The sequence below is a fragment of the Nonomuraea sp. NPDC050202 genome (assembly GCF_040656115.1).
In the GTDB taxonomy this organism is placed as follows: domain Bacteria; phylum Actinomycetota; class Actinomycetes; order Streptosporangiales; family Streptosporangiaceae; genus Nonomuraea.
This window is the reverse complement of sequence record NZ_JBFALF010000015.1, coordinates 101,268-123,294: the sequence shown is the minus strand read 5'-3', so window position 1 is coordinate 123,294 and position 22,027 is coordinate 101,268. Positions and strand designations below refer to the sequence as shown.

The 22,027-nt window shown below is 71.5% G+C and carries 17 protein-coding genes; 12 read left to right on the top strand and 5 right to left on the bottom strand.

Annotated features, from left to right (window positions below):
• Positions 1 to 407: 407 nt before the first annotated feature.
• The 7 genes from AB0I79_RS33270 to AB0I79_RS33240 all read left to right on the top strand — a co-directional run bounded on the left by AB0I79_RS33270 (position 408) and on the right by AB0I79_RS33240 (position 9,425).
• The gene (locus tag AB0I79_RS33270) at positions 408 to 1,109 is read left to right on the top strand and encodes a response regulator transcription factor (protein ID WP_357881517.1); all 702 of its coding nucleotides are present in this window, start codon (positions 408 to 410) and stop codon (positions 1,107 to 1,109) included.
• Between the two features lie 8 nt (positions 1,110 to 1,117).
• Positions 1,118 to 2,563 carry an ATP-binding protein gene (locus AB0I79_RS33265; RefSeq protein WP_357881514.1) on the top strand — a complete coding sequence of 482 codons (1,446 nt, stop codon included), beginning with the start codon at positions 1,118 to 1,120 and terminating at the stop codon, positions 2,561 to 2,563.
• Between the two features lie 90 nt (positions 2,564 to 2,653).
• The gene (locus tag AB0I79_RS33260) at positions 2,654 to 3,553 is read left to right on the top strand and encodes a polyphosphate polymerase domain-containing protein (RefSeq protein ID WP_357881511.1); all 900 of its coding nucleotides are present in this window, start codon (positions 2,654 to 2,656) and stop codon (positions 3,551 to 3,553) included.
• A 6-nt stretch (positions 3,554 to 3,559) separates the two neighbouring features.
• Entirely contained in the window at positions 3,560 to 4,237 is a 678-nt protein-coding gene (locus AB0I79_RS33255) for a DUF4956 domain-containing protein (RefSeq protein WP_357881508.1), read from the top strand.
• 9 nt (positions 4,238 to 4,246) lie between these two features.
• The gene (locus AB0I79_RS33250) at positions 4,247 to 5,803 is read left to right on the top strand and encodes a CotH kinase family protein (protein WP_357881505.1); all 1,557 of its coding nucleotides are present in this window, start codon (positions 4,247 to 4,249) and stop codon (positions 5,801 to 5,803) included.
• 219 nt (positions 5,804 to 6,022) lie between these two features.
• Entirely contained in the window at positions 6,023 to 6,898 is an 876-nt protein-coding gene (locus tag AB0I79_RS33245) for a hypothetical protein (protein WP_357881503.1), read from the top strand.
• Positions 6,899 to 7,910: 1,012 nt separating this feature from the next.
• Entirely contained in the window at positions 7,911 to 9,425 is a 1,515-nt protein-coding gene (locus tag AB0I79_RS33240; protein ID WP_357881500.1) for a hypothetical protein, read from the top strand.
• A gap of 140 nt (positions 9,426 to 9,565) precedes the next feature.
• Here AB0I79_RS33240 and AB0I79_RS33235 read toward each other — a convergent pair whose 3' ends face one another.
• Positions 9,566 to 10,258 (bottom strand): TetR/AcrR family transcriptional regulator C-terminal domain-containing protein, encoded by a 693-nt coding sequence (locus tag AB0I79_RS33235; protein WP_357881497.1) that lies wholly within the window; start codon positions 10,256 to 10,258, stop codon positions 9,566 to 9,568.
• Positions 10,259 to 10,311: 53 nt separating this feature from the next.
• On the opposite strand from AB0I79_RS33235, the gene AB0I79_RS33230 reads away from it, so the two are divergent.
• Entirely contained in the window at positions 10,312 to 11,583 is a 1,272-nt protein-coding gene (locus AB0I79_RS33230; protein WP_357881494.1) for an NAD(P)/FAD-dependent oxidoreductase, read from the top strand.
• Between the two features lie 220 nt (positions 11,584 to 11,803).
• Here the strand turns inward: AB0I79_RS33230 and AB0I79_RS33225 are convergent, their stop codons facing one another.
• The gene (locus tag AB0I79_RS33225; RefSeq protein ID WP_357881490.1) at positions 11,804 to 12,463 is read right to left on the bottom strand and encodes a TetR/AcrR family transcriptional regulator; all 660 of its coding nucleotides are present in this window, start codon (positions 12,461 to 12,463) and stop codon (positions 11,804 to 11,806) included.
• Positions 12,464 to 12,553: 90 nt separating this feature from the next.
• Here AB0I79_RS33225 and AB0I79_RS33220 point away from each other — a divergent pair, with 90 nt between their 5' ends.
• Together AB0I79_RS33220 and uidA are read left to right on the top strand one after the other, a co-directional pair.
• Positions 12,554 to 13,753, top strand: coding sequence for a family 1 glycosylhydrolase (locus tag AB0I79_RS33220; RefSeq protein ID WP_357881487.1), 1,200 nt, complete (start codon positions 12,554 to 12,556; stop codon positions 13,751 to 13,753).
• On the top strand, positions 13,753 to 15,504 hold the full coding sequence (gene uidA / locus AB0I79_RS33215) for a beta-glucuronidase (RefSeq protein WP_357881484.1): 1,752 nt from the start codon (positions 13,753 to 13,755) through the stop codon (positions 15,502 to 15,504). Before AB0I79_RS33220 ends, uidA begins: the two co-directional genes overlap by 1 nt.
• A 97-nt stretch (positions 15,505 to 15,601) precedes the next feature.
• Here the strand turns inward: uidA and AB0I79_RS33210 are convergent, their stop codons facing one another.
• Genes AB0I79_RS33210 through AB0I79_RS33200 form a run of 3 tightly spaced genes read right to left on the bottom strand, consistent with a single transcriptional unit; the run spans position 15,602 to position 17,764 of the window.
• The gene (locus tag AB0I79_RS33210) at positions 15,602 to 16,417 is read right to left on the bottom strand and encodes an SDR family oxidoreductase (protein WP_357881481.1); all 816 of its coding nucleotides are present in this window, start codon (positions 16,415 to 16,417) and stop codon (positions 15,602 to 15,604) included.
• Between the two features lie 45 nt (positions 16,418 to 16,462).
• Entirely contained in the window at positions 16,463 to 17,074 is a 612-nt protein-coding gene (locus AB0I79_RS33205) for a TetR/AcrR family transcriptional regulator (protein WP_357881478.1), read from the bottom strand.
• Positions 17,075 to 17,116: 42 nt separating this feature from the next.
• Entirely contained in the window at positions 17,117 to 17,764 is a 648-nt protein-coding gene (locus tag AB0I79_RS33200; RefSeq protein ID WP_357881475.1) for a helix-turn-helix domain-containing protein, read from the bottom strand.
• A 198-nt stretch (positions 17,765 to 17,962) separates the two neighbouring features.
• Between AB0I79_RS33200 and AB0I79_RS33195 the strand changes: the two genes are divergently transcribed.
• Both AB0I79_RS33195 and AB0I79_RS33190 read left to right on the top strand, forming a co-directional pair.
• Positions 17,963 to 19,300, top strand: a complete 1,338-nt coding sequence (locus tag AB0I79_RS33195; RefSeq protein ID WP_357881472.1) for an MFS transporter — start codon at positions 17,963 to 17,965, stop codon at positions 19,298 to 19,300.
• A gap of 14 nt (positions 19,301 to 19,314) precedes the next feature.
• Complete coding sequence (locus tag AB0I79_RS33190; RefSeq protein WP_357881469.1) at positions 19,315 to 21,966, top strand: family 78 glycoside hydrolase catalytic domain; 2,652 nt, start codon at positions 19,315 to 19,317, stop codon at positions 21,964 to 21,966.
• The last annotated feature ends 61 nt before the right edge of the window (positions 21,967 to 22,027 follow it).

Here is a 22,027-nt window from a genome sequence, read left to right as displayed (position 1 = left end):
GCCACAGACGGCCGCCTCGTCGTCACCTTCGGCGGCACACCCGTCACGCCGTGACCCGACCGCACTGGCCCGCTGCACCAGCGAGACGCGGCGGGCCGGAGCCGCGGTGTGTCCTGTCAGTCACGCCGTGCCGGGCCCGCGCGGGACCTTCGACGGCATGCCGTTCGCGGCAGGGCGAGATGATTGGCATGGGCGGCTTCATGGGGTCCGGCCCCGGCGCCGGCCGCCGAGCAGCTCGGCCGCTGGGTCAAGGCAGGCGGGCTGCGCTACGTCCTGAGCGGCTCCTGCCAGGAGCGCATGAGGGGCGGACATCGTTCGGCGGCGGCCGGACTCTCTACCGATGCGACTCATGATCCGGCGGCGACGCTTCACACGTTGCTCTCACCATGAGCGTGTAGAACGAGGTCGTGAACGAACAACCTGCCGCGAAAGTCCTGGTCGTCGATGACGAGCCGAACATTCGCGAGCTGCTGTCGGAGGCTCTGGAGCTGAACGGCTTCGCCGTGCGGACCGCCTGCGACGGGCGCCAGGCGCTCGCGGAGGTGACCCTCGATCGGCCCGACATCATCGTGCTGGACGTGATGATGCCCGGCCTGGACGGGTTCACGGTCGCCCGCAAGCTGCGCGAGGCCGGCGACAACCCCATGATGCTGTTCCTGACCGCCAGGGACACGGTGTCCGACCGGATCGCGGGGCTGACCGCCGGTGGCGATGACTACGTGACCAAGCCGTTCAGCCTGGAAGAGGTGGTGCTGCGGCTGCGGGCGATCATGCGCAGGATGCGGCCCGTGGAGGAGCAGGTCGACGACGGTGTGCTGCGGTACGCGGATCTGGAGCTCGACGAGCAGGCCCACAGCGTGCGGCGGGCCGGGCGGCCGATTCATCTGTCACCGACGGAATTCAGCCTGCTGAGATACCTCATGATCAACGCCGAGCGGGTGGTCAGCAAGGCGCAGATCCTCGACCGCGTGTGGGACTTCGACTTCGACGGCGAGAGCAGGATCGTCGAGTCCTACATCAGCTACCTGCGACGGAAGATCGACGCCGAGGGCCCGCCGCTGATCCACACGCTGCGCGGCGTCGGCTACCGGCTGCAGGGACCCTCGTGAGACCGGCCTTGCCTCTGCGGCATCGGCTGCTGATCGCGCTGCTGGGGTTGTGCGCGGCCGGGCTGGCGGCCTTCGCCACAGCGAGCGTGCTGCTCCTGGACCGCTCGCTGTTGGCGAGGGTGGACGCCCAGCTGACCGAGGTGGCCGCCACGTTCGGCCGGCGCCCGGTTCCCCCTCCGCCGCCGGCCGGCAGGGGCCGGGCCGTTGAGCTTCCGACGCAGTTCAGGATCGCCTTCTACGATCCTTCCGGGACTCTGCTGCGCAATCTGCCCACGGAGGACACGAGCGGCCCGGCCATCCCGCCTGCCGTGGTCTCCACGGCCCCGCGAGGTCCCGTCACCGTGCCCGCCAGGACGGGGCCGGAGCAGTGGCGGGTGCTGGTGAAGAGCCTGCCCGACGGCACCCGGATGACGGTGTCGATGTCGCTGGAGCCCAACCGGGCGACCGTGCACCAGATCCTGGTCATCGAGGTGGCGGTGGGCAGCCTGGTGCTGCTGCTGCTCGGCACGCTCGCCCTCGCGGTGGTGCGCCTCGGGCTGCGCCCGCTCACCCGCATGGAACGCACGGCCGAGGCCATCGCCGGCGGAGACCTCGACCGCAGAGTCGATGACACCGACCCGGCGACCGAGAGCGGGCGGCTCGGCAGGGCGCTCAACATCATGCTGGAGCGCCTGGCGACCGCGCTGCGCGAGTCCGAGCGTTCCGAGCGGCGGCTGCGGCACTTCGTCGCCGACGCCTCCCACGAACTGCGCACGCCGCTCACCTCGATCCGGGGCTTCGCCGAGCTCTACCACCACGGCCAAGGCTCCCGGGACCCGGCGGCCGAACGGCTGTTGCGCAGGATCGAGGCCGAGGCCGCCCGCATGGGCGTCCTGGTCGAGGACATGCTGCTGCTGGCCCGCATGGACCAGGAGCCCACGCTGGAGCCTGCCGTCGTGGACCTGCATGTGCTGGCCGGGGACGTGGTGCACGCCGCCCGGGCCCGAGACCGCGATCGGCCCATCCGGCTGGCCGTCTCCGACGAGCCGGTGTTCGTGCTCGGCGATGAGCACCGGCTGCACCAGGTCATCGCCAACCTGGTCGGCAACGCCGTCCAGCACACGGCCACGGGCGCGGAGGTCCGGGTCGAAGTCGGCCCGCGCGCGGTCGCCGGGGTGCCCGCCCCCGGGGTGGTGCACGTCGGTTCCGGGCCCGCCCCTCACGCCAGGGCCGCGCTGATCGAGGTGCGCGACGAAGGGCAGGGCATCGATCCCGAGCACCTGCCGCACCTGTTCGACCGCTTCTACCGGGCCGACGCGGGCCGCTCGCGCGACAGCGGCGGAACCGGGCTGGGCCTGGCCATCGCCGCGGCGCTCGTACAGGCGCACGGCGGCCGGATCGAGGTGACGAGCGTTCCGGGCCGCGGCACCACCTTCCGCGTCGTTCTACCGCTCGAGCAGCCGCAGGGCGACTGAACCCACCGGCCATTCACCTTCACGTCAGACGCGGTTCACACACTATTCCCAGCTTCGTGCTGTCAGATGTGTGCTGGCGAAAGGAGGGACATGCTGAAATGGTTCCGCAAACCAGCCGTTTCCGCAGCTGGCAGCAGCGATCAGCCCTTGTCCGGCGCGGAGATGGACGGTGACCAGGGCCACCGGCTGCGGGCGCCGAGCAAGCTGCACGCCTTCAACCGGTACGAGATCAAGTACCTCGTGGACGCGGCGGAGGCGGTCGAGCTGCGGCAGGAGATCGAGCAGCGGCTTGATCGCGACCGTCACAGCGGTGATGCGGGCTACGGCGTCTGGAGCGTCTACTACGACACCCGGCAGTTGCGCTTCTACTGGGAGAAGATCGAAGGGCTGAAGTTCCGCAGGAAGCTGCGGGTGCGCCACTACGGCGACAGGTTCGCCGTAGGCGACGACACGCCGGTGTTCATCGAGATCAAGCAGCGGGTCAACCGGGTCACGCAGAAGCGCCGGGTACGGCTGCCGTACCGGGACGCGCTGCGCCTGTGTGACGGACGGCAGATGGTCGAGCACGCCCCTTCCCAGCGGGCCTTCCTGGAAGAGGTGCTCGACCTGGTGCTGCGTCTGGACCTGCGGGCCGTCGCGATGACCGGCTACCAGCGGCACGCGTACCTGGGGCGCGACGCGGACGTGGGCCTGCGCGTCACCTTCGACCACCGCGTCCGCGGCCGGGACCGGGACTTCCACCTCGGCGCCGACGCCGAGAACCGGCTCATCGTGCCCGCCCGCAAGGCGATCGTGGAGGTCAAGGCCAACGAGCGGGTGCCGTACTGGCTGACCGACCTGACCGCGAAGCGGAACCTGCAGGTGGTGCGGGTCTCCAAGTACTGCCAGAGCGTGGAGGCCCACGGCCTGGCGCCGCGCTCGATCTTCCACGTTCCCGACCATGATCTCGATCTCGGCCGCGACCGGTCGAGCGTTCTCTCGGAGGCCTGACCCCCCATGGACTTCTCCTTCCAGGACCTGTCCGGCACGTTCAGCGTGGCCGACATCGCGATCGCGATGTCCCTGTCGTTCGTGCTCAGCGCGATGATCGGCTGGGTGTACCGGGCGACGCACCGCAACGTCTCCTACAGCCAGTCGTACGTGCAGACGCTGGTCGTCCTCGGCATGCTGATCTCGCTCATCATGCTGGTCGTCGGCTCGAACATCGCCCGTGCCTTCGCCCTGGTCGGCGCCCTGTCGGTGGTGCGCTTCCGCAACGCCATCAAGGAGACCCGCGACGTCGGGTTCATCTTCCTGGTGATGGGCGTCGGCATGGCCGTCGGCACCCGTTTCTACCTGCTGGCCGTCGTGGCCGCCGTGGCGATCTCCCTGATCATCATGGTCATGCACCGGTTCAACTGGTTCGCGCTGAACGTGCGGCGTCAGGTCGTCAAGGTCCAGGTGCCGTCGGGCGAGGACCTCACCCCCTCGATCCAGGACGTGCTCATCCGGCACACCGACGAGTTCGAGCTGGTCAGCATGGAGTCGATCAGGGCGGGCGCGCTCACCGAGCTCATGTACACCGTGAAGGTCAAGAAGGGCAGCGAGCCCGCCGACCTGATCGCCGCCCTGCGCGAGCGCAATCACGGCCAGTCGGTCACCGTCCTGACCGGATACGACCAGACCGACCTGTAGGCACCGCACATGGCGCACTCCAAGCAGCTCAAGCACCGCATCCCGGTCAAGCTCCGGCACAACTGGAAACTGCTCGCGCTGTGCGTGGCGTTCCTGGCGGCGTGCTGGGGCGTGTTCGGCAGCGGCACCATCCGCCCGTACGTCACCACCGCGCGGGCCGCCGAGGCCGACACCGTCACCACGAACCTGACCGGCACCAAGAACCTGTTCGACGCCTCCGTGGCGCACGAGGTGCAGCTCACCTTCACCGACCAGGCGTACGAGGACATGCTGACCGCATACTTCAAGGAAGGCGAGAAGAAGTACGTCGAGGCGGACCTGACCATCGACGGCACCCGCATCCCCAGCGTGGGCGTCCGGCTCAAGGGCAACTCCACCCTGGCGGGCCTGACCTGGAGGGGACAGTCCAAGCAGCGCGCCATGACCGGCGGCGGTCAGCGGCCGGAGGGTCTGCCCGAGGGCTTCCGGCCGCCCGGCATCGAGCAGCGGGGAAACGGCGGGCCGCCCGGAGGCGGCATGATGCGGTCGGCCCTGAAGGCCGAGGAGCCGGAGAACCTGCCGTGGCTGATCAGCTTCGACGAGTTCGTGGAGGGCCGCCGCTACCAGAACCACAGCCAGGTGGCCGTGCGACCGGCCGCGACGGGCTCGACGACGATGCTGAACGAGGCACTGGGCATCGCGCTGGTCGGCGCCTCGGGCGAGCCGACCCAGCGCTCCGCCTACAGCTCCTTCACCGTCAACGGCCGCTCCTCTTCCCCGCGCCTGGTGGTGGAGTACCTGGACGAGGGCTACGCGGAAGGCCTCGGTGACGGCGTGCTGTACAAGTCGCTGGCCACCGGCTCCTTCACCTACAAGGGCGAGGACCAGACCGAGTACACCACCGACTTCAAGCAGATCAACAAGGTCGGCGGCAAGGATCTGCAGCCGGTCATCGAGCTGGTCAAATGGGTGAACGAAGCCTCCGGCACCGAGTTCGCCGAGGGCCTGGCCCACCGCCTGGACGTGCAGTCGTTCGCCCGCTACCTGGCCCTGCAGCACATCATGGCCAACTTCGACGACATGGCCGGGCCCGGCAAGAACTACTACCTGTGGTACGACTCGGGCACCGGGAAGTTCAAGGTCATCACCTGGGACCTCAACCTCGCCCTCAACGGCGACGCCACGAGCGGCGTGAACGACACGATCACGATGGGCGGCTTCGGCCGGGGACGTCCCCAGCAGGACCAGCAGCAGGGCCGGCCCCCTGAAGGCTTCACCCCTCCCGACGGCGGGGAGCAGGGGCGTCCAGGCGGCGGAGGCATGATGCGCATGGGCCACCCCTTGAAGGAGAAGTTCCTCCAGAACGCCACCTTCAAGAAGCTCTACGAGGAGCAGTACCGCGCGCTGTACACCAACCTGCTCGCCGACGGCACCGCCTCCGGCCTGCTCGACGACCTCGTCGCCGCCTACAAGCTGAACGAGAGGGCCGACACCGCCAAGGCCGACGCCGAGGCGAAGACCCTGCGCACGTTCCTGCGGACCCGGATCGAGACTCTGCGCTCCGACAAGGCGATCACCGGCGCCTGACACTGACACGGTGATGGGACCCCAGGCCCGCCCCCGTCGATCGCAGGACCCGGGGCGGTTCACCTGGGGCGTGTGCCCCTGCCATGGCGAGACGCTCGCCGTCCACGGCGACGTCTCGAGGAGCCCTGGGTAACCGACCGCGACTGGCCGGTTCCGGACAACGACCTCGTGCGCCGGCGGAATCCGGATAGTGTCGCCCCAGCAGGGAGGGAGTCGGCCGTGGTGGCAACCGCGTCGGTGGTCACGCCGGCGGTGGCTGCTGCGGCGGCGGTCGTGACTCTGGTGAACGTCCAGGAGTTCAAACGCCGGTGGTTGCCCTCGCAACTGCCCAAGGAGATCGCGCGGCCTGTTCACCGCACGTACAGCCCGGGCGTGGCGGTGCTCCTCGGGGCGATCGGCGTCGGGATCACCTCGCTGCTCGCTCCGCTGCTCGCCCGGCTCGGGCACGCCGGTACGGCGGGGATCGTGCTCGGCTCCGTCCTCGGGCTCGCCCTCGGCGTCGCCGGGCTGAGCTTTCTCGGGCTCGGCGCCGCCGCCCACGCTCTGCTGTGGCCGCTGGACCCGTTGATCGTGTACGGGTGGGCGGCGCCGCTGGCCGCGGGCGGCATCGTCAGGTCCCTCCATCTCGCCGAGCACGACCGCCGCGGCGCCTGGGGGATGATCGTCATGATGAACCGGTACGGGCCGGTCATCAGGGGCACCGCTCCGGCCGAGCCGTTCTGGCGGGCCGCCGGGCTGCTGGGCGGGCTCGCGCCGCTCGCCGTCGTGGTCGTGGCCGGTCAGGGACTCGGCCTGGCCGACCGCGCCGCGCTGGTCGCCGCCGGCGTGCTCGTAGCCGTTCAGGCCGCCTGGACGGATGTGCGTTCCCTGGTCATCCCCGAGCGGCTCTCCCGGCTGATCCGCCTGGCCTGCACCGCTCTGCTTCGCTGCGGCTGGGCCTGTACCGGCAAACCGTTCCCGTCCCCGGCGTCGTCAGCCTGGTCAAGGAACTCACCTACATCCACTCCATCGCCTACAGCCGGCACGACGGCATCCGCGACACCGAACAGGCCGCAGCGTTGCTCGCCGGCAACCCTGCGATCGCGCAGACGGTGATCACCCACCGCTTCCCCCTCGACGAGGCCGCAGAGGCCTTCCGCGTGGCGGGCGACCGGGCCTCCGGAGCCATCAAGGTCGTCCTCCACCCCTGACGGCCCTCCGCTCGGGCCGGCGCTGCCGGCCGCGTTCCCGGTGCGTTCACCGGTTTCGACGTATCCCCGCGCGGATGCACGAGCACGCCGCTCATGGAACTGTCACGGACGTGCGCCGCCCCACCGGGGCGATCGCCTGCTTCCGCCATCTCACCTGGGCACCGGCCTTGACGGTGCCCATCCCCCCTTGCACCCGGCCGCTGCCGGCGTCCTGCGCCTGCCATTGCTGGTTCTGCCAGGCAGACCGGTCGCACGCCACTCCGGCAAATGCCTCGACGTCCCGAGCGGCTCCACCGCCGACGGCGAATGGCCGGACATACCGGGAACATACCCGGGCTCCCTAGCATCGCTCCCGTCTCAGCAACCGACCGGATGGGCGTACGTGAAGCGAACCCTGGAAGTGATCGGTGGAGCGCTCGTGGCGTCCACGGGGTGCGGCGCCGCCGAGCCCTCTGCCGCCGTGACCGCCACGCCCGGCGGCACGCCCACCCCGCCTCCCATGCGCACGCCCGGGGAAGGGAGACCCGCCGGCTGAGCGGGTGCGCACCGAGCGCGCGGGACGCGCGGACCGGACGGGTGCGCTGGACGATCCCCACCGAGCGCGTGACTCGCCTCTCGGCCGGGACGGCGCGACGCCCGAAAAGGCCCTGGTCGCGAGCACGGCGGCTTCCCGGGCGGCGGCCTTGCCCGCGCGGCCGAGGGCGGCGGCCTGACGCTGCGCGACCCGGCCATGGGCCAGGTCCCCGGAGGAGCGACGAGCCCGGCGGGATCCTCGCCGCGGGCGGAGGGGCCGGAACGCAGGGTGGGGCGACGGCTGGGTGGCGAGCGTCGACGGCCAGGGACGGGAAGACGACGCTCACGGTCCACCGGCTGTGAGGCCCCGATCCCGGCATGACCGAAACACGGCAAGGAAGTGATTGCGAATGGTACGAAAGTGGTGGAAGGCCAGCCCGTCCATCTACCAGCACCTGCGTGACGGCGGCGGCGAGGACCTGCCCGACGCGGCCCGCGGGCCGGGAACGGCGTGGATGCCGGGCGCGCGCGACGGCGTGCTGGTCTACCACTGGGGCGGCCAGGCCGACGAGGAGGAGCTGCGGCGCCTGTCCGCGGCGATCGCGACGCTCAAGCCCGCCACCGTACGCAAGGCGATCGGGGAGGCCCGGATCATCGCCCTGGTGGACGCCCTGCTGTCGGAGGTCAGCTCCGCCGGCCTTGATCCCGACGGGATCTACCACCTCGGGTACGCGCTGGCCACCGAGTCGGACGAGCGCGAAGCCGTCAAGCTGGGGATCGCGCTGCTGGGCCTGTTCGACGCCGCACACCACCGCGACGAGCTCATGACGCTCGGCCGGCACGACGAGTTCACCCTGTTCGCGCTGAACGCCCTGCGCAACACCGACGGCGATGCGACCGCCGACCTGTGGGCGCTGGCCAGGCAGGTGCGCGGGTGGGGGCGGATCCACCTGGTCGAGCACCTGGCCCAGGTGCCCGACCCGGCCGTGCGCGAGTGGATCGTTCGCCAGGGCTTCCGCAACGCCGTGAGCACCGCCTACCTCGCCGGGACCGCCGCCGAAGCCGGTGACCTCGCGGGCAGGCTCGCCGGGACTCCGGACGACGAGCTGCTGGAGGCCGCGGGCGAGATCCTCGCGACGCTCACCGACGAGGGCGGGCCGGTCGCCGGCATGTCCGGCTACCAGGAGGGCAGGCGGGCGGCCGGGCTGTATCTCGGCCACGTCGAGGCCCGCACCGGCGGTTTCGGCCGCATCGCGGGGCCTGACGCCGGGGAACTGCGCCACTTCCTGCACGTGCACGCCCTGCGCGAGTACGCCGCCGAGCACTGGCCCGAACTGCTGCCGCGATGCGCGGAGATCCTGGCCCGCCCGGTCTGGGCCGAGCTGGCTCCGGGCGCCCTGGCCGCGGCGGACGACGACGACGCGTTCCGCCGTGCCGTACAGGTGTGCGAGCTGCTGGGCATCCCGACCGCCGGCGCTCTGCGGGCACGGCTGCGCGCCGATCCGTACGGCGAGGCGCACTGGCACGCCCTGATGCGGCAGGCGGAACCGCCGGACGTGGACGAGGTTCTCGCGCTGGCCGCGGAGCTCCTCCCGCTGGCCGAGATCGCCTCAGGACCCGGCCAGGATGACGGGGTCGGCCCCCGCTTCCGCGCCCACCGTGCCCTCGACATGCTCTTGCAGAGCCTGGACGCCTGGCCGGGACGCGGCTGGCCCCTGATCGCAGCCGGCCTGGCCAGCCCTGTCGTCCGCAACCGCAACCTGGCCGTTCGCGCGCTGTCCGCCTGGGACCACGCCACGCTGCCGCCCGAAGCGCGTGCTGCCGTGGCGGCGGCCCTGCGCGCAGAGCCGGACCCCGGCGTACGCGAGCGCCTCGAGCGCCTGCACGAAGGGCTCCCTCAGTCGCCCGCCCCGCGATGACACCGTCCAGGTGGGGCTGGACGTCGCGCGAGCCGCGCCTCGCATGACGGCGATGGTGTGGCCCGCCGGATTACGGTCATCGGCCGTGGTGAGCGGGTGCGGCCGCCGGGCACGGACTTGTCACCCGGACGTCGCGAGCCTCACGCCGGCGGCCGGGCGAGTTTGGCGGCCACGGCGTCGAGGACCCAGTCCAGGCCGGTCGCGAAGGACGTCTCGGCGTCCACCTCCGTGCCCTCGTGCACGAACCTGGCCAGCGCCGGGAAGCGGCCCGTGGCCAGCATCCTGCTCACGTGCGGGCCGGAGGCGCGCTGCCAGTCGCGCCTGGACAGGCCCGTGGCGCGCTCGGCCCGCAGGTTCGCGATCTCGCGCCTGATCGCGCCGGTGATGTAGGCGCTGACCGTCTCCACGGCGCGCATGACGGTGTCGAGGTCGGCGAGGCCGTCGAGGGCGGACAGCGTGACCTCGGTCACGGCCATGGCGTTGGGGCCCAGGGACGGGCGGCGGCCGAGCAGGTCGGCCAGCCATTGGTGGCGGAGGGTGGCCTGCCTGGTGCGGTGGGCGTGGACGCGCAGCGCCTCCCGCCAGTCGCCGGGCTGCTCCTCGGGGAGGATCTCGGCGTAGACCTCGTCCACCATGAGGTCGAACAGCTCCTCCTTGGTGGAGATGTATCCGTACAGCCGCATCGGGCCGGCGTCCAGCCGGGCGGCGACCTTGCGCAACGACACCGCTTCCAGCCCGCCCTCGTCGGCCAGCGCGATGGCGGCGGCAACGATGCGCTCCCGGTCGAGCGGCACGGGGCGAGTCGGCGGCTCCGGCCGGTCCCACACAGTCATGGTTACATCGTACTGTTGCGATACAGCGTATTGCAGAAATACAGTGTATCGACATGAGACATCGTATCGCCGTTGTCGGAGGCGGCCCCGCCGGCCTCACCTTCGCCCGCGTCCTGCACCGCCACGAGCACCCCGTCACCGTCCTCGAACGCGATCCCGCCCCCGACGCCCGTCCCCCGGGCGGCACGCTCGACCTGCACGAGAACCTGGGCCAGCTCGCTCTGGCCAAGGCGGGGCTGCTGGCGCGGTTCCAGGCGCTGTCCCGTCCCGAGGGGCAGGCCATGCGCATCCTGGACACGGACGGGACCGTCCTGCGCGACTGGCGGCCCCGTCCGGACGATCGGGCCCATCCCGAGATCGACCGCGGGCAACTCCGTGACCTGCTGCTCGGCCCCCTCGACGTTCAGTGGGGGCGGGGCGTGACCGAGGTGGTGCCGGGGACCCGGGACGGCGTGCTGGTCCACTTCGCGGACGGGCGGCAGGAGGCGTTCGACCTCGTGGTCGGCGCGGACGGCGCCTGGTCCCGGGTCCGCCGGGCACTCTCGTCGGCGACGCCGCGCTACACCGGCATCACCTATGTCGAGACCTCCCTGGACGACGTCGACGACCGCCACCCCGACCTCGCCCGGCTCATCGGCGACGGCTCCGTGGCCGTGTACGGCGTGAACCGCGCCCTCGTCGCCCAGCGCAACAGCGGCGGCCACGTCAAGGTGTACGCCCAGTTCCGCGCGCCGCTGGACTGGCACACGGACCCGGAACGGCACTTGAGCCTGAACCGGCACGCGGGCCTGAGCACGGGCCTGGACGCGGGCCTGAGCACGGGCCTGGACGCGGGCCTGAGCACGGGCCTGGGCGCGGGCCTGGACGCGGGCCTGAGCACGGGCCTGGGCGCGGGCCTGGACCTGGCCGACGTCGAGGCCGTGCGATCAAGCCTGCTGGCCCTGTTCGACGGCTGGGCCGCTCCCGTCCTCGACCTCCTCCGCCACGGCACCGCTTTCGTCCACCGCCCCCTCCACGTCCTGCCCGTGTCCCACACCTGGGCCCACGTCCCCGGGGTGACGCTCCTGGGCGACGCCGCACACCTGATGCCCCCGCTGGGGGCGGGCGCGAACCTCGCGATGATGGAAGGCGCCGAACTCGCCGAGTCCGTCGCCGCCGCCTCCGGTCCCGACGATCTGGACAAGGCCGTCCGCGCCTTCGAGGAACAGATGTGGGCACGGGCGGGCAGGTGGGCGAAGTTCACGACGGCCGGTCTGGAACGCCTCGTGAGCCCGGACCCCACCGCAGCCCTCGCCCTCTTCGACGAGGTCCAGTCCCCCTCCTGAAGCGCCGGTCCACGAGTCCGCCGAAGGAGAAGCGGCTGAAGCCGGCGCGCGTGCCTGCTGAAACGAAGGGGCGCGGCATCGCAGACCTCCGCGCTCTGGACGCCACGGCATGAACCCGCAACAAGATCCTCCCACTGGCCCGGCCTCGCCGCCGTGGCGGTCATCCAGGGGTGCCTGATGGCGCGGCGTCACATCGTGAAGGGCATCGGCGCGGACGCCATCAAGCGGACCGGTCCCGGGTGGCGTCGCGGCGGGCGGTGTCCAGCGACGACAGCGCCGGGACGACCGTGCGGAGGAACTGGCGGATCGCGGTCTCGACCTTCACGGTGTCGCGGTCGAACAGCCACTGCGCCTGCAGGCCGTTGATGAGCGAGACGGTCATGGTGGCCAGGGTCTCCGGGTCGATCGCCGGGGGCAGCCCCCGCTCGGCGAGCGCGGTGAACGTCTCGGCGTAGAAGCGGCGCAGGTTGCGGTACCGGTCGGCGTAGTAGGCGTGCGCGGGGTGGTCGGCCGAGGTCGCCTCGCCGGAGACGACGCAGTGCAGCTCCATGAGGCCGGGCTGGAGCTCGTTGTCCACGATGACGGCGATCATGCCGTCGAGGATCTCGACGGGGTCGGCCGCCGGGTCCAGCACCTTGGCCGACTGCAGGAACTCGGTGCCTCGTTCGTCGCGCAGTGCCAGCACGCCGAGCAGCAGGTCCTCCTTGCGCGGGAAGTGGTGCAGCAGGCCTGTGTGGCTGATGCCGGCGCGCTTGGCGATGTCCTTCATGGTGGCGCCGTAGAAGCCGGTCTCGCCGAAGGCGTCCACGCAGGCTTCGAGGACGCGGCGCCGTACCGCCGCGGTCTTCGCGTACGGGCCGCGGTTGCCGGATGCCGTCATGGACGCCCCTCCAAATTAGTATCGCGATTCGGTTTTCATGCTAGCGTGTCGCCAGCGTCACCCCCATGGTCTCGAGCAAGGAACTCAACCATGCCCAAAACCCCCTCCGGTTTCCTCTGGGGTGCGGCGACCGCCCCGCACCAGATCGAAGGCAACAACCTCAACAGCGACTGGTGGGCCCTCGAACAGGCGATGCCCGGCATGCAGCGCAGCGGCGACGCCATCGACAGCTACCACCGCTACGCCGAGGACATGCGCCTGCTGGCCGAGGCAGGTCTCAACGCCTACCGCTTCGGCCTCGAGTGGGCCCGCATCGAGCCGATCCCCGGGGAGTTCTCCCGGGCCGAGCTGGCCCACTACCGCCGCATGATCGACACCGCGCTCGACCTGGGCCTGACCCCCGTCGTCACCCTGCACCACTTCACCAACCCGCGCTGGTTCGCCGAGTCCGGCGGCTGGCTGGGCGAGGAGGCGATCGAGCGCTTCCGGCGCTACGCAGGCGAGGCCGCGAGCATCCTCGACGGCGTCTCATGGGTGTGCACGATCAACGAGCCCAACATGCTCGCCCTCATGATCGGCATGGCCCGCGACGCGCAGGAGCAGCGGTCCACCGAGGAGTGGATGAGCCCCACCGTCGAGGGCGCCGCCCGTCCGGTGCTGCCCGACCCCGACCCGAAGATCGGCGCCCGGCTGGCCGAGGCCCACCACGCCGCCCGCGAGGTGCTGAAGGAGCGGACGGGGGCCGCCGTCGGCTGGACGGTGGCCTGCCAGGCGCTCACCCCGACGCCGGGCAACGAGGCCAAGCTGCGCGAGGTGCGCCAGGTGCGCGAGGACCTCTACCTAGAGGCGGCCCGCGACGACGACTTCATCGGCGTGCAGTCCTACACCAGCCAGGCCGTGGACGAGAACGGCGTCGTCCCGCACCCGCAGCACCCCGACAACACGATGACCGGCAACGCCTACCGCCCCGACGCCCTCGGCATCGCCGTCCGGCACGCCTGGGAGGCGACCGGCCACACGCCGATCCTCGTCACCGAGAACGGCATCGCCACCCCCGACGACACGCGCCGCGTCGCCTACACCGCAGAGGCGCTCGGCCACCTGTTCGCCGCCATGGACGACGGCATCGACGTGCGCGGCTACCTGCACTGGAGCGCGCTGGACAACTTCGAGTGGGGCCACTGGGAGCCGACCTTCGGCCTCATCGCCGTGGACCGGGAGACGTTCGAGCGCCGTCCGAAGCCGAGCCTGGCCTGGCTGGGCGAGGTCGCCCGCCGCGGGGGGATCTGATGCTCAAGCCCCGCTCCACCCCCACCCGCGAGCTGGTGAACCTCGACGGCCTGTGGCGGTTCGCCCTCGACGGCGGCCCCGGCCCGCTGGACACCACCCTGGAGGCCGCCGTCCCGGCCAGCTACAACGACCTGTTCACCGATCCCGCCATCCGCGACCACGTGGGCTGGGTGTGGTACCAGCGACAGGTGCGGGTGCCGCGCGGCTGGGCGGGCGAACGTGTCGTCCTGCGCGTGGAGGCCGCCACCCATCAGGGCCGGATCTACGTGGACGACGTCCTGGTGGCCGAGCACGCAGGCGGCTACACGCCGTTCGAGGCCGACATCACCGAGCACGTGCGCGCCGGGCAGGAGTTCCGGCTCACCATCGCGGTCGGCAACGAGCTGACCGATGTCACGATCCCGCCCGGGACGATCACCGTCACCGCCGACGGGGGCAGGAAACAGACGTACCTGCACGACTTCTACAACTACGCCGGGCTGGCCCGCTCGGTCTGGCTCTACAGCCGCCCGCCCGTGCACGTCCAGGACATCACCGTCGTCACCGCCCTCGACGGGACGGTGGAGTACACCGTGCGGACCAGCGAACCCGCGCCCGTCCGAGTACGCGTGCTCGACGCCACCGGCGCCCAGGTCGCGGCGGGTGAGGGCGCCACCGGAACCGTGCGCATCGACGACGTCACCCTGTGGCGGCCCGGCGCGCCGTACCTGTACGAGCTGGTGGCCGAGATCGACGGCGACTCCTACCCGCAGCCGTTCGGCGTGCGGACCGTCGAGGTGCGGGGCACGCAGTTCCTCATCAACGGCGAGCCGTTCTACTTCACCGGCTTCGGCAGGCACGAGGACAGCCCCGTACGCGGCAAGGGCCACGACGACGCCTACCTCGTGCACGACTTCCAGCTCATGGAGTGGATCGGCGCCAACTCCTTCCGCACCTCCCACTACCCCTACGCCGAGGAGGTGCTGGACTTCGCCGACCGGCACGGCATCGTCGTCATCGACGAAACGGCCGCCGTCGGGCTCAACCTGGCCGTCGCCTCCGGGCTGCTGGGCGCGCCGCCCCGTCGCACGTTCTCTCCCGAGACCTTCGGCGAGGCCACCCGCGAGGCGCACGCCCAGGCGATCCGCGAGCTGGTCGCCCGGGACAAGAACCATCCCAGCGTCGTCATGTGGTGCGTCGCCAACGAGCCGGCCTCCAACGAGGAGGGCGCGCGCGAGTACTTCGAGCCGCTGGTCGAGCTGACCCGCGAGCTCGACCCGACCCGCCCGGTGACCTACTCCGCCGTCATGTTCGCCACGCACGACAACGACCGCATCGCCGACCTGTTCGACGTCGTGTGCGTCAACCGCTACTACGGCTGGTACATCGCCACGGGGGACCTCGCCACAGCCGAGACCTACCTGGAGGCGGACCTGCGCGGCTGGGCGGAGACGTTCGGCAAGCCGATCATGATGAGCGAGTACGGCGCCGACACGCAGCCCGGCCTGCACTCGGTGTGGGACACCCCGTGGACCGAGGAGTACCAGCAGGCCTACCTGGAGATGCACCACCGCGTGTTCGACCGGATCGAGGCGTTCGTCGGCGAGCACGTGTGGAACTTCGCCGACTTCCAGACCGCCCACGGCATCCACCGCGTGGACGGCAACAAGAAGGGCGTCTTCACCCGCGACCGCCGCCCCAAGGCCGCCGCCCACGCGCTGCGCGACCGGTGGAGGCCCCTGGCCGGCCGCAGGCCACCGAGCGCCGGCTGAGCATCCGCTCCCCCTGCGGCCGGCGCGGCTCGCTCGCGCCGCACCGGCCGCCCGCCGCTCAGGCGGGCGGTGTCGCTCAGGCGGGCGGTGCCGCCGCTCAGGCGGTGTCGCCGCCGTCGGCGAGCAGGGTGCTGCCGGTCATGAACGCCGACAGGTCCGAGGCGCAGAACAGGGCGACGCGCGCGATGTCGTCCGGCGTGCCGACGCGGCCGATCGGGCTGTTCAGCATGAGGTCGGTCGGCGGGAGTCCGGCGAGGTCCACGCCCGCGGCGGCAGCCATCGCCAGGTTGCCCTCCGTGGGGACGAAGCTGGGCGCGACCCCGAGCACGCGGATGCCCATGGGGGCGAGTTCGAGGGCCAGCTCGCGGGTGAGGCCGCGGGCGGCGTGCTTCGACCCGACGTAGGCGGCCAGGCCGGGGGCGCTGCCGCGGAAGCCGGCGGTGGAGACGATGTTCACGATGACGCCGCCCGTGCCGGCCACCGCCATGCGGCGGGCGGCCTCGCGCGCACCGGTGAACACACCGCGCGCGTTCACCGCGAACACCTGGTCCCATGTCTGCTCGGTCATCTCCAGCAGGGGGACGGCCGGGAAGATCCCCGCGTTGTTCACCCAGACCTCCAGGCCGCCGAGCTCGGCGACCACGCGGTCGGCCGCGTCGGACACGGCCGACGCGTCGGTGACGTCCATGGCGGCACCGATCGCACGCACCCCGTGGCGCTCGGCGATCTCCTTGGCCGCCGCCGCGGCCAGTTCCTCGTCGAGGTCACCGATCAGCAGGTCGGCCCCGGCCTCGGCCAGCCGCGCGGCGATGGCCTTGCCCAGGCCGCGACCGCCGCCGGTGACGACCGCGCGCCGTCCCTTCAGCGAAACGAGCTCGGCAAGGGACTTGCCCGACACATCAGCAGTGGACATGAAACATCTCCTTCAGCTCAGGAACCAGTGGTGGCGCTCGGGCGCTCAGCCCCGGCTAGCGCTGACGCGGTACTGCGCGTTCAGCAGCGGCCAGGTCACCTCGGCCATCTCGGCAGGGGGGCGGGAGCAGCCGCGCTCCAGCCAGTCCATGGCCACCCCGATCAGCGCGCCGCCGGTGAACGCCGCCGTCACGTCGTGCGGGACGCGCTCCGGCCACGCGCCGGCGTCGGCCTGCCTCAGGCGGTCATGGATCACGGCGGCGATGCGGCGGCGGATGTGCCCGGCGACGCGCGCGCTGCCCTGCGAGCCGAGCAGCGCCCGGTACAGGCCGGCGTGCCCGGCCAGGCTCTCGAAGAACGCCGTCAGCGACGCGATCGCCTCCCGCACCAGGTCCGCCGAGTCGAGGGCGGGGCCGGGCAGGGACTCGATCAGCTCGTCGATCATCGTGGTGCAGGCGTCCTCGGCCAGCTCGTGGACGTCCCGGTAGTGGTCGTAGAAGGCCGAACGGCTCACTCCCGCGCCCTCGGCCACGTCCGAGACGCTGATCCGGGACAGGTCCCGCTCCTCGGCCAGCTCGATCAGCGCCCCGGCCAGGGCGGATCGGGTGCGGCGCACGCGCCGGTCGGTGTTCTCCCTGGCGGCCACGGCGCATCCCATCCGTCGAAAAACTACAACTGCAAGTTTTCTTACACATGTAGCTTAACGCACCTCGGCGGTGGCGCCCTCCTCCGGGGTGACGACCAGCTTCATGAAGACCTCGAGGAGCCCCAGGGGCTCGCGGGACGGGTCGAGCAGGGCCTGGATGCGCAGGCCGTCGACCATGGCCAGCACCAGCGTGACCTTCTCGTCGGCCGACAGGTACGCGCTGTCCCGCGAGGTGGGCAGCGGGCTGCTGTTGAAGCGGGTGCGCATGCGCTCGCGCCTGGTGACGAAGAACTCGTGCGCGGGATGCGCGGGGTCGGTCGCCGCGATCGACAGTGCCAGCCAGTTGCGCTGGTAGCCGGGGTTCTCGAACTCCTCGCGCAGCACCGCGGACAGCACGCTGCCCCCCGTCAGCCCGGAGTGGAGGATCTGCTCGGCCAGTTTCTCCTCGTCCGCCTCCCGCTGGGCCAGGGCGGCCAGGAGCAGCTCGTCCTTGCCGGAGAAGTGCCGCAGCAGCGCCGCGTGCGTCACGCCCGCCCGGGCGGCGATGTCCCGCAGCGACGCCCGCTCGTAGCCGTGCTGGGCGAAGCTCTCCAGCGCCGCCCGGACGATCTGCGCACGCCGGGCCGGGGTGGCGGCGTTCGGGCCGCGGCGGCGTCTTGCGGGTTCCTTGCCCTGTTCAGGGCCCTGTTCAGGAGCGGTCACGAACGTCCTCCGTCTGCTGTCGCGCCCGGGGCGGCGATTGATCCAGATTCTAGTATTGCTAAAAAGTTTCCACTGTGGTTACTTTTGCCTTGTGCGGGGGAGTCGCGCATCGACGCGACCGCTAGAGATCTCGAACGCGCGCTGTATCTCGTGGGGCCTGCGCGCCGACAGCACCACCCCAACCCCAGAGGAGCCCCAGTGGTCGAAGAACGACCGGACAGTGATGCCCTCCCCGTCGGAGCCGCGGCGTCCCGGCCCGTGACGGCGCCCGGCACCGAGCAGGCGGACCTCGCGGCGCCGCCGCTGCAGCGCATCGGCGCGGGCTACCTCGCGCTGCTGATGACCGCCGGTTTCGGGGCGTCGATCGCGCTCATGGTGCCGCTGACGTACGCGCTCGCCGTACGCATCTCGGAGATCGCACCGGGACAGGAGGAGATGCTGGGCTACGTCACCGGCACCGCACAGCTCGTCTACCTCGTGCTCAGCCCGCTGATCGGCATGTGGAGCGATCGCACCAGGTCGCGGTACGGGCGGCGGGCGCCCTTCATGGTGGCGGGGGCGCTGCTCGGCCTGGCCGCGCTGGCCGTCGTGGCCGTCGCCCCGACCGTTCCGCTGATCGGCCTCGGCTGGGTGTTCGGGATGATCGGCTGGTCGGTGGCGGGTGGAGCGATCCAGACGCTGCAGGCCGATCATGTCCCCGAGGAGCAGCGCGGCCGGGTGTCGGCCCTGACCGGCCTCACCACGCAGATCGCCCCGGTGATCGGCATCGGCGTCGCCTACGCGGTCTCGTCGAGCACGTTCCTGGTGTTCATGGTGCCCGGGCTGATCGGCTTCTTCATGATCGTCCTGTTGCCGTTCCTCAAGGCGGAGGGCAGCTCGTACGATCTCGTACGCTCCACCCACGTCGGCGCGAAGGAGCTGTTCGCCAGCTTCGTCTTCAATCCCAGGAAATATCCGGACTTCGGGTGGAACTGGCTCGGCCGCTTCATCTTCTTCATGGGCCTGTACTTCAACACGACCTTCGGCACGTTCTTCTACGCCCAGCGCCTCGACCTGCCCGTCAAGGAGGTCGCGGGCGTCGTGGCGTCCATCGGGATCCTGGGCGTCGTGGCGGCGTCCGTGGGCGCCCTGGCCGGCGGTTTCCTGTCCGACAAGCTCCGCCGGCGCAAGCTGTTCACGTTCATCGGCTCGCTGCTGTTCGTCGCCGGGGCGTGCGTCGACGCGTTCGCGTACTCGTTGCCGCCGCTGATCGCGGGCGCGGTGCTGATGCAGCTCGCCATCGCCGTGTTCGCCGCCGTGGACCAGGCGATCGTCTTCGCGGTGCTGCCCGACCGGGCGCAGGCGGGCCGGTACATGGCGGTGGTCGCGTTCGCGCAGAAGATCCCCAGCGCGATCGCCCCGCTCGCCGCCCCGTTCATCATCACCGCCGGCATGACCGGCGCGGAGAGGAACTACACCCTGCTCTACCTCACCGGAGCCGTGCTCGCCCTGGCCGGCGGCCTGCTCATCCTCCTCAAGGTCAAGTCCGTCCGATGAGGCAGAAAGAGATCATGATCAGCCAATCGCCTTACGACCTGCGGATCGACAGCGGCGGAGACCAGTTCCCCGTCTCCGGCCCCGTGCCCCGGCTGTCGTGGAAGCTGCCGCGCGAGTGGAGCCGCCAGGACGGCTACGACCTGCAGGTCCGCGTGGACGGCGCCGAGCAGGCAGTTGACGGCGCCGGTTCGGCGCGGCACCTGTTCGTGGAGTGGCCGTTGCCGCCGTTGCGCAGCCGGCAGCGCGTCGCCTGGCGGGTCCGCACGCACCTGGACGGCTCGTCGTCGCGGTGGTCGCCGTGGCACACGTTCGAGTCGGGGCTGCTGGACGGGGACTGGTCGGCCCGCTGGATCTCCCCGCAGGAGGACGGCGCCTCGCCCCGCGTGCTCTCCGGCAGCGTGCGGCTGCGCGGCGACCTCGCCGAGGCCCGGCTCTACGCCACCGCGCTCGGCGTCTACGAGGCGTTCGTCAACGGCACGCGCGCCGGTACGGCGGAGCTGACCCCGGGCTGGACGTCGTACGCCGACACCCTCCACGCCCAGGCCATGGACGTCACGGCGCTGCTCCGCGACGGGGACAACGACCTGGAGATCCTGCTGTCGGACGGCTGGTACCGGGGCAGCGTCGGCACGTGGCGCAGGCGCGACTCCTGGGGCACGATCACCGCGGCGCGGCTCCAGCTCCACGTCCGCCACGCCGACGGCACCGAGACGGTGGCGGTCACGGACGGGAGCTGGACCTCACGCCGCGGCCCCGTCGTCGCGGCCGACCTCATGGACGGCCAGACGACCGACTTCACCGCCCCGCCGGGCGAAACCCGTGCCGTCCTGGTGGACGCGGTCACCGCGCCGCCGATCGGCTGGTCACCGGCTCCGCCCGTGCGCCGCGTCGAGCGGCTCGCCCCGCACTCGGTGACCCGCCTGGACGACGGCGGCTGCGTCGTGGACTTCGGCCAGAACGCCTCCGGCTGGATCCGCCTCGCCGACCTCGGCCCGTCCGGCACCCGCACCGTGATCGACCACGGCGAGCACCTCTCCCCCGCCGGCGACCTGACGACCTCCCACCTGGACAGCCAGAAGCCGGGCGAGCAGCCGATCCCGTTCGTGCAGCGCGACGAGGTCGTCTCCGCCGGCAGGCCCGGCGAGGTGTTCGAGCCCCGGCACACCGTGCACGGCTTCCGCTACGCCCGCCTCTCCCGCGCCGTGGACCCGGCGAGCGTGACCATGGCGGTGGTCCACACCGACCTGCGCCCCACGGCCACCTTCACCTGCAGCCACGACGACCTCAACCGCCTGCACGAGGCGGCCCGCTGGAGCTTCCGCGGCAACGCCGTCGACATCCCCACCGACTGCCCCACCCGCGAGCGCCTCGGCTGGACCGGCGACTACCAGATCTTCGCCGCCACCGCCGCCCGCCTGTTCGACGTGGACGGCTTCAGCCGCAAGTGGCTGCGGTCCGTACGCGACGACCAGCTCCCGGACGGCCGCGTGGTCAACTCCTCCCCGGACGCCAACCGGCTCAAGACCCGCGCCGACCCGATGGCGGAGGCGATCACCGGCTCGGCGGGCTGGGGCGACGCCATCGTCCACGTCCCCTGGGTGCTCTACGAGACCTACGGCGACACCGCCGCCCTCGCCGAGAACTGGCCCGCCATGCGCCGGTGGGTCGACTGGGCGCTCACGACCGCCCGCACCGCCCGCCACCCCTCCCGCGTCGAGCGCTCCGCCGAGCCGCTCCCCCACGAGGAGTACCTCTGGGACGGCTCCTTCCACTGGGGCGAATGGACCGAGCCCAGGCAGCGGGCCGCCGACGGCTCATTCATCGATCCCGTGCTGAGCGACCCCGTCGCCTGGTACACCGCCGACAAGGGCGAGGTCGGCACCGCCTACCTCTACCGCTCCACCCGCACCCTCGCCGCCGTCGCGCGGGTGCTCGGCCACACCGGCGACGCCGCCCGTTACCACGCCACGGCCGAGAAGGTCCGCCACGCCTGGCAGAGCGAATTCCTCGACGACGACGGCCGCACCGAGGCGGGCACCCAGGCGAGCTACGTCCGCGCCCTCGCCTTCGGCCTCGTCCCCGAGGACGTGCGGGACAAGGCCGCCCGCCACCTCGTGGACCTCGTCGACGCGGCCGGCGGCCACCTCACCACCGGCTTCCTGTCCACCGCGGACCTGCTCCCCGTCCTCGCCGACACCGGCCACGCCGACGTCGCCTACCGGCTGCTGTACCAGCGCACCTCCCCCTCCTGGCTGGGCATGCTCGACCGGGGCGCCACCACCATCTGGGAGGACTGGGACGGCGTGGACGAGAACGGCACCGCCACCGCCTCGCTCAACCACTACAGCAAGGGCGCGGTCGTCCGCTTCCTGCACACCCACACCCTCGGCCTGTACCAGGCGCCCGGTTCCATCGCCTGGGAGTCCTTCGTCGTCGCGCCCGTGCTCGACGGGTCGATCACGTGGGCGGAAGGCACGTTCGACAGCCCCCAAGGCAGCATCACCGTCGACTGGCGCGTCCAGGACGGCCACCTGACCATCTCCGCCGACGTCCCTGGAGGCTCCCAGGCGCGGATCAGGTTCCCGGACGGCACCGCGTACCGCGCCGGGCCCGGCCGCTTCTCCCGGCGGCACCCGGCCTCCTGCCGCGACCGCACAAATCCATAAAATATGGCGGCTTTCCACGGAATAACGCGAAAAAAATGGCAGAAAATAAAGCCGTTGAGCA

What these genes read in the sequence shown, in the direction of transcription:
- AB0I79_RS33260 (WP_357881511.1), top strand. Translation starts at nt 2,654, where the DNA reads ATGCTGAAATGGTTCCGCAAACCAGCCGTTTCCGCAGCTGGCAGCAGC.
- AB0I79_RS33255 (WP_357881508.1), top strand. Translation starts at nt 3,560, where the DNA reads ATGGACTTCTCCTTCCAGGACCTGTCCGGCACGTTCAGCGTGGCCGAC.
- AB0I79_RS33250 (WP_357881505.1), top strand. Translation starts at nt 4,247, where the DNA reads ATGGCGCACTCCAAGCAGCTCAAGCACCGCATCCCGGTCAAGCTCCGG.
- AB0I79_RS33235 (WP_357881497.1), bottom strand. Translation starts at nt 10,258, where the DNA reads ATGACTGTGTGGGACCGGCCGGAGCCGCCGACTCGCCCCGTGCCGCTC.
- AB0I79_RS33230 (WP_357881494.1), top strand. Translation starts at nt 10,312, where the DNA reads ATGAGACATCGTATCGCCGTTGTCGGAGGCGGCCCCGCCGGCCTCACC.
- AB0I79_RS33225 (WP_357881490.1), bottom strand. Translation starts at nt 12,463, where the DNA reads ATGACGGCATCCGGCAACCGCGGCCCGTACGCGAAGACCGCGGCGGTA.
- AB0I79_RS33220 (WP_357881487.1), top strand. Translation starts at nt 12,554, where the DNA reads ATGCCCAAAACCCCCTCCGGTTTCCTCTGGGGTGCGGCGACCGCCCCG.
- uidA (WP_357881484.1), top strand. Translation starts at nt 13,753, where the DNA reads ATGCTCAAGCCCCGCTCCACCCCCACCCGCGAGCTGGTGAACCTCGAC.
- AB0I79_RS33210 (WP_357881481.1), bottom strand. Translation starts at nt 16,417, where the DNA reads ATGTCCACTGCTGATGTGTCGGGCAAGTCCCTTGCCGAGCTCGTTTCG.
- AB0I79_RS33205 (WP_357881478.1), bottom strand. Translation starts at nt 17,074, where the DNA reads ATGGGATGCGCCGTGGCCGCCAGGGAGAACACCGACCGGCGCGTGCGC.
- AB0I79_RS33190 (WP_357881469.1), top strand. Translation starts at nt 19,315, where the DNA reads ATGATCAGCCAATCGCCTTACGACCTGCGGATCGACAGCGGCGGAGAC.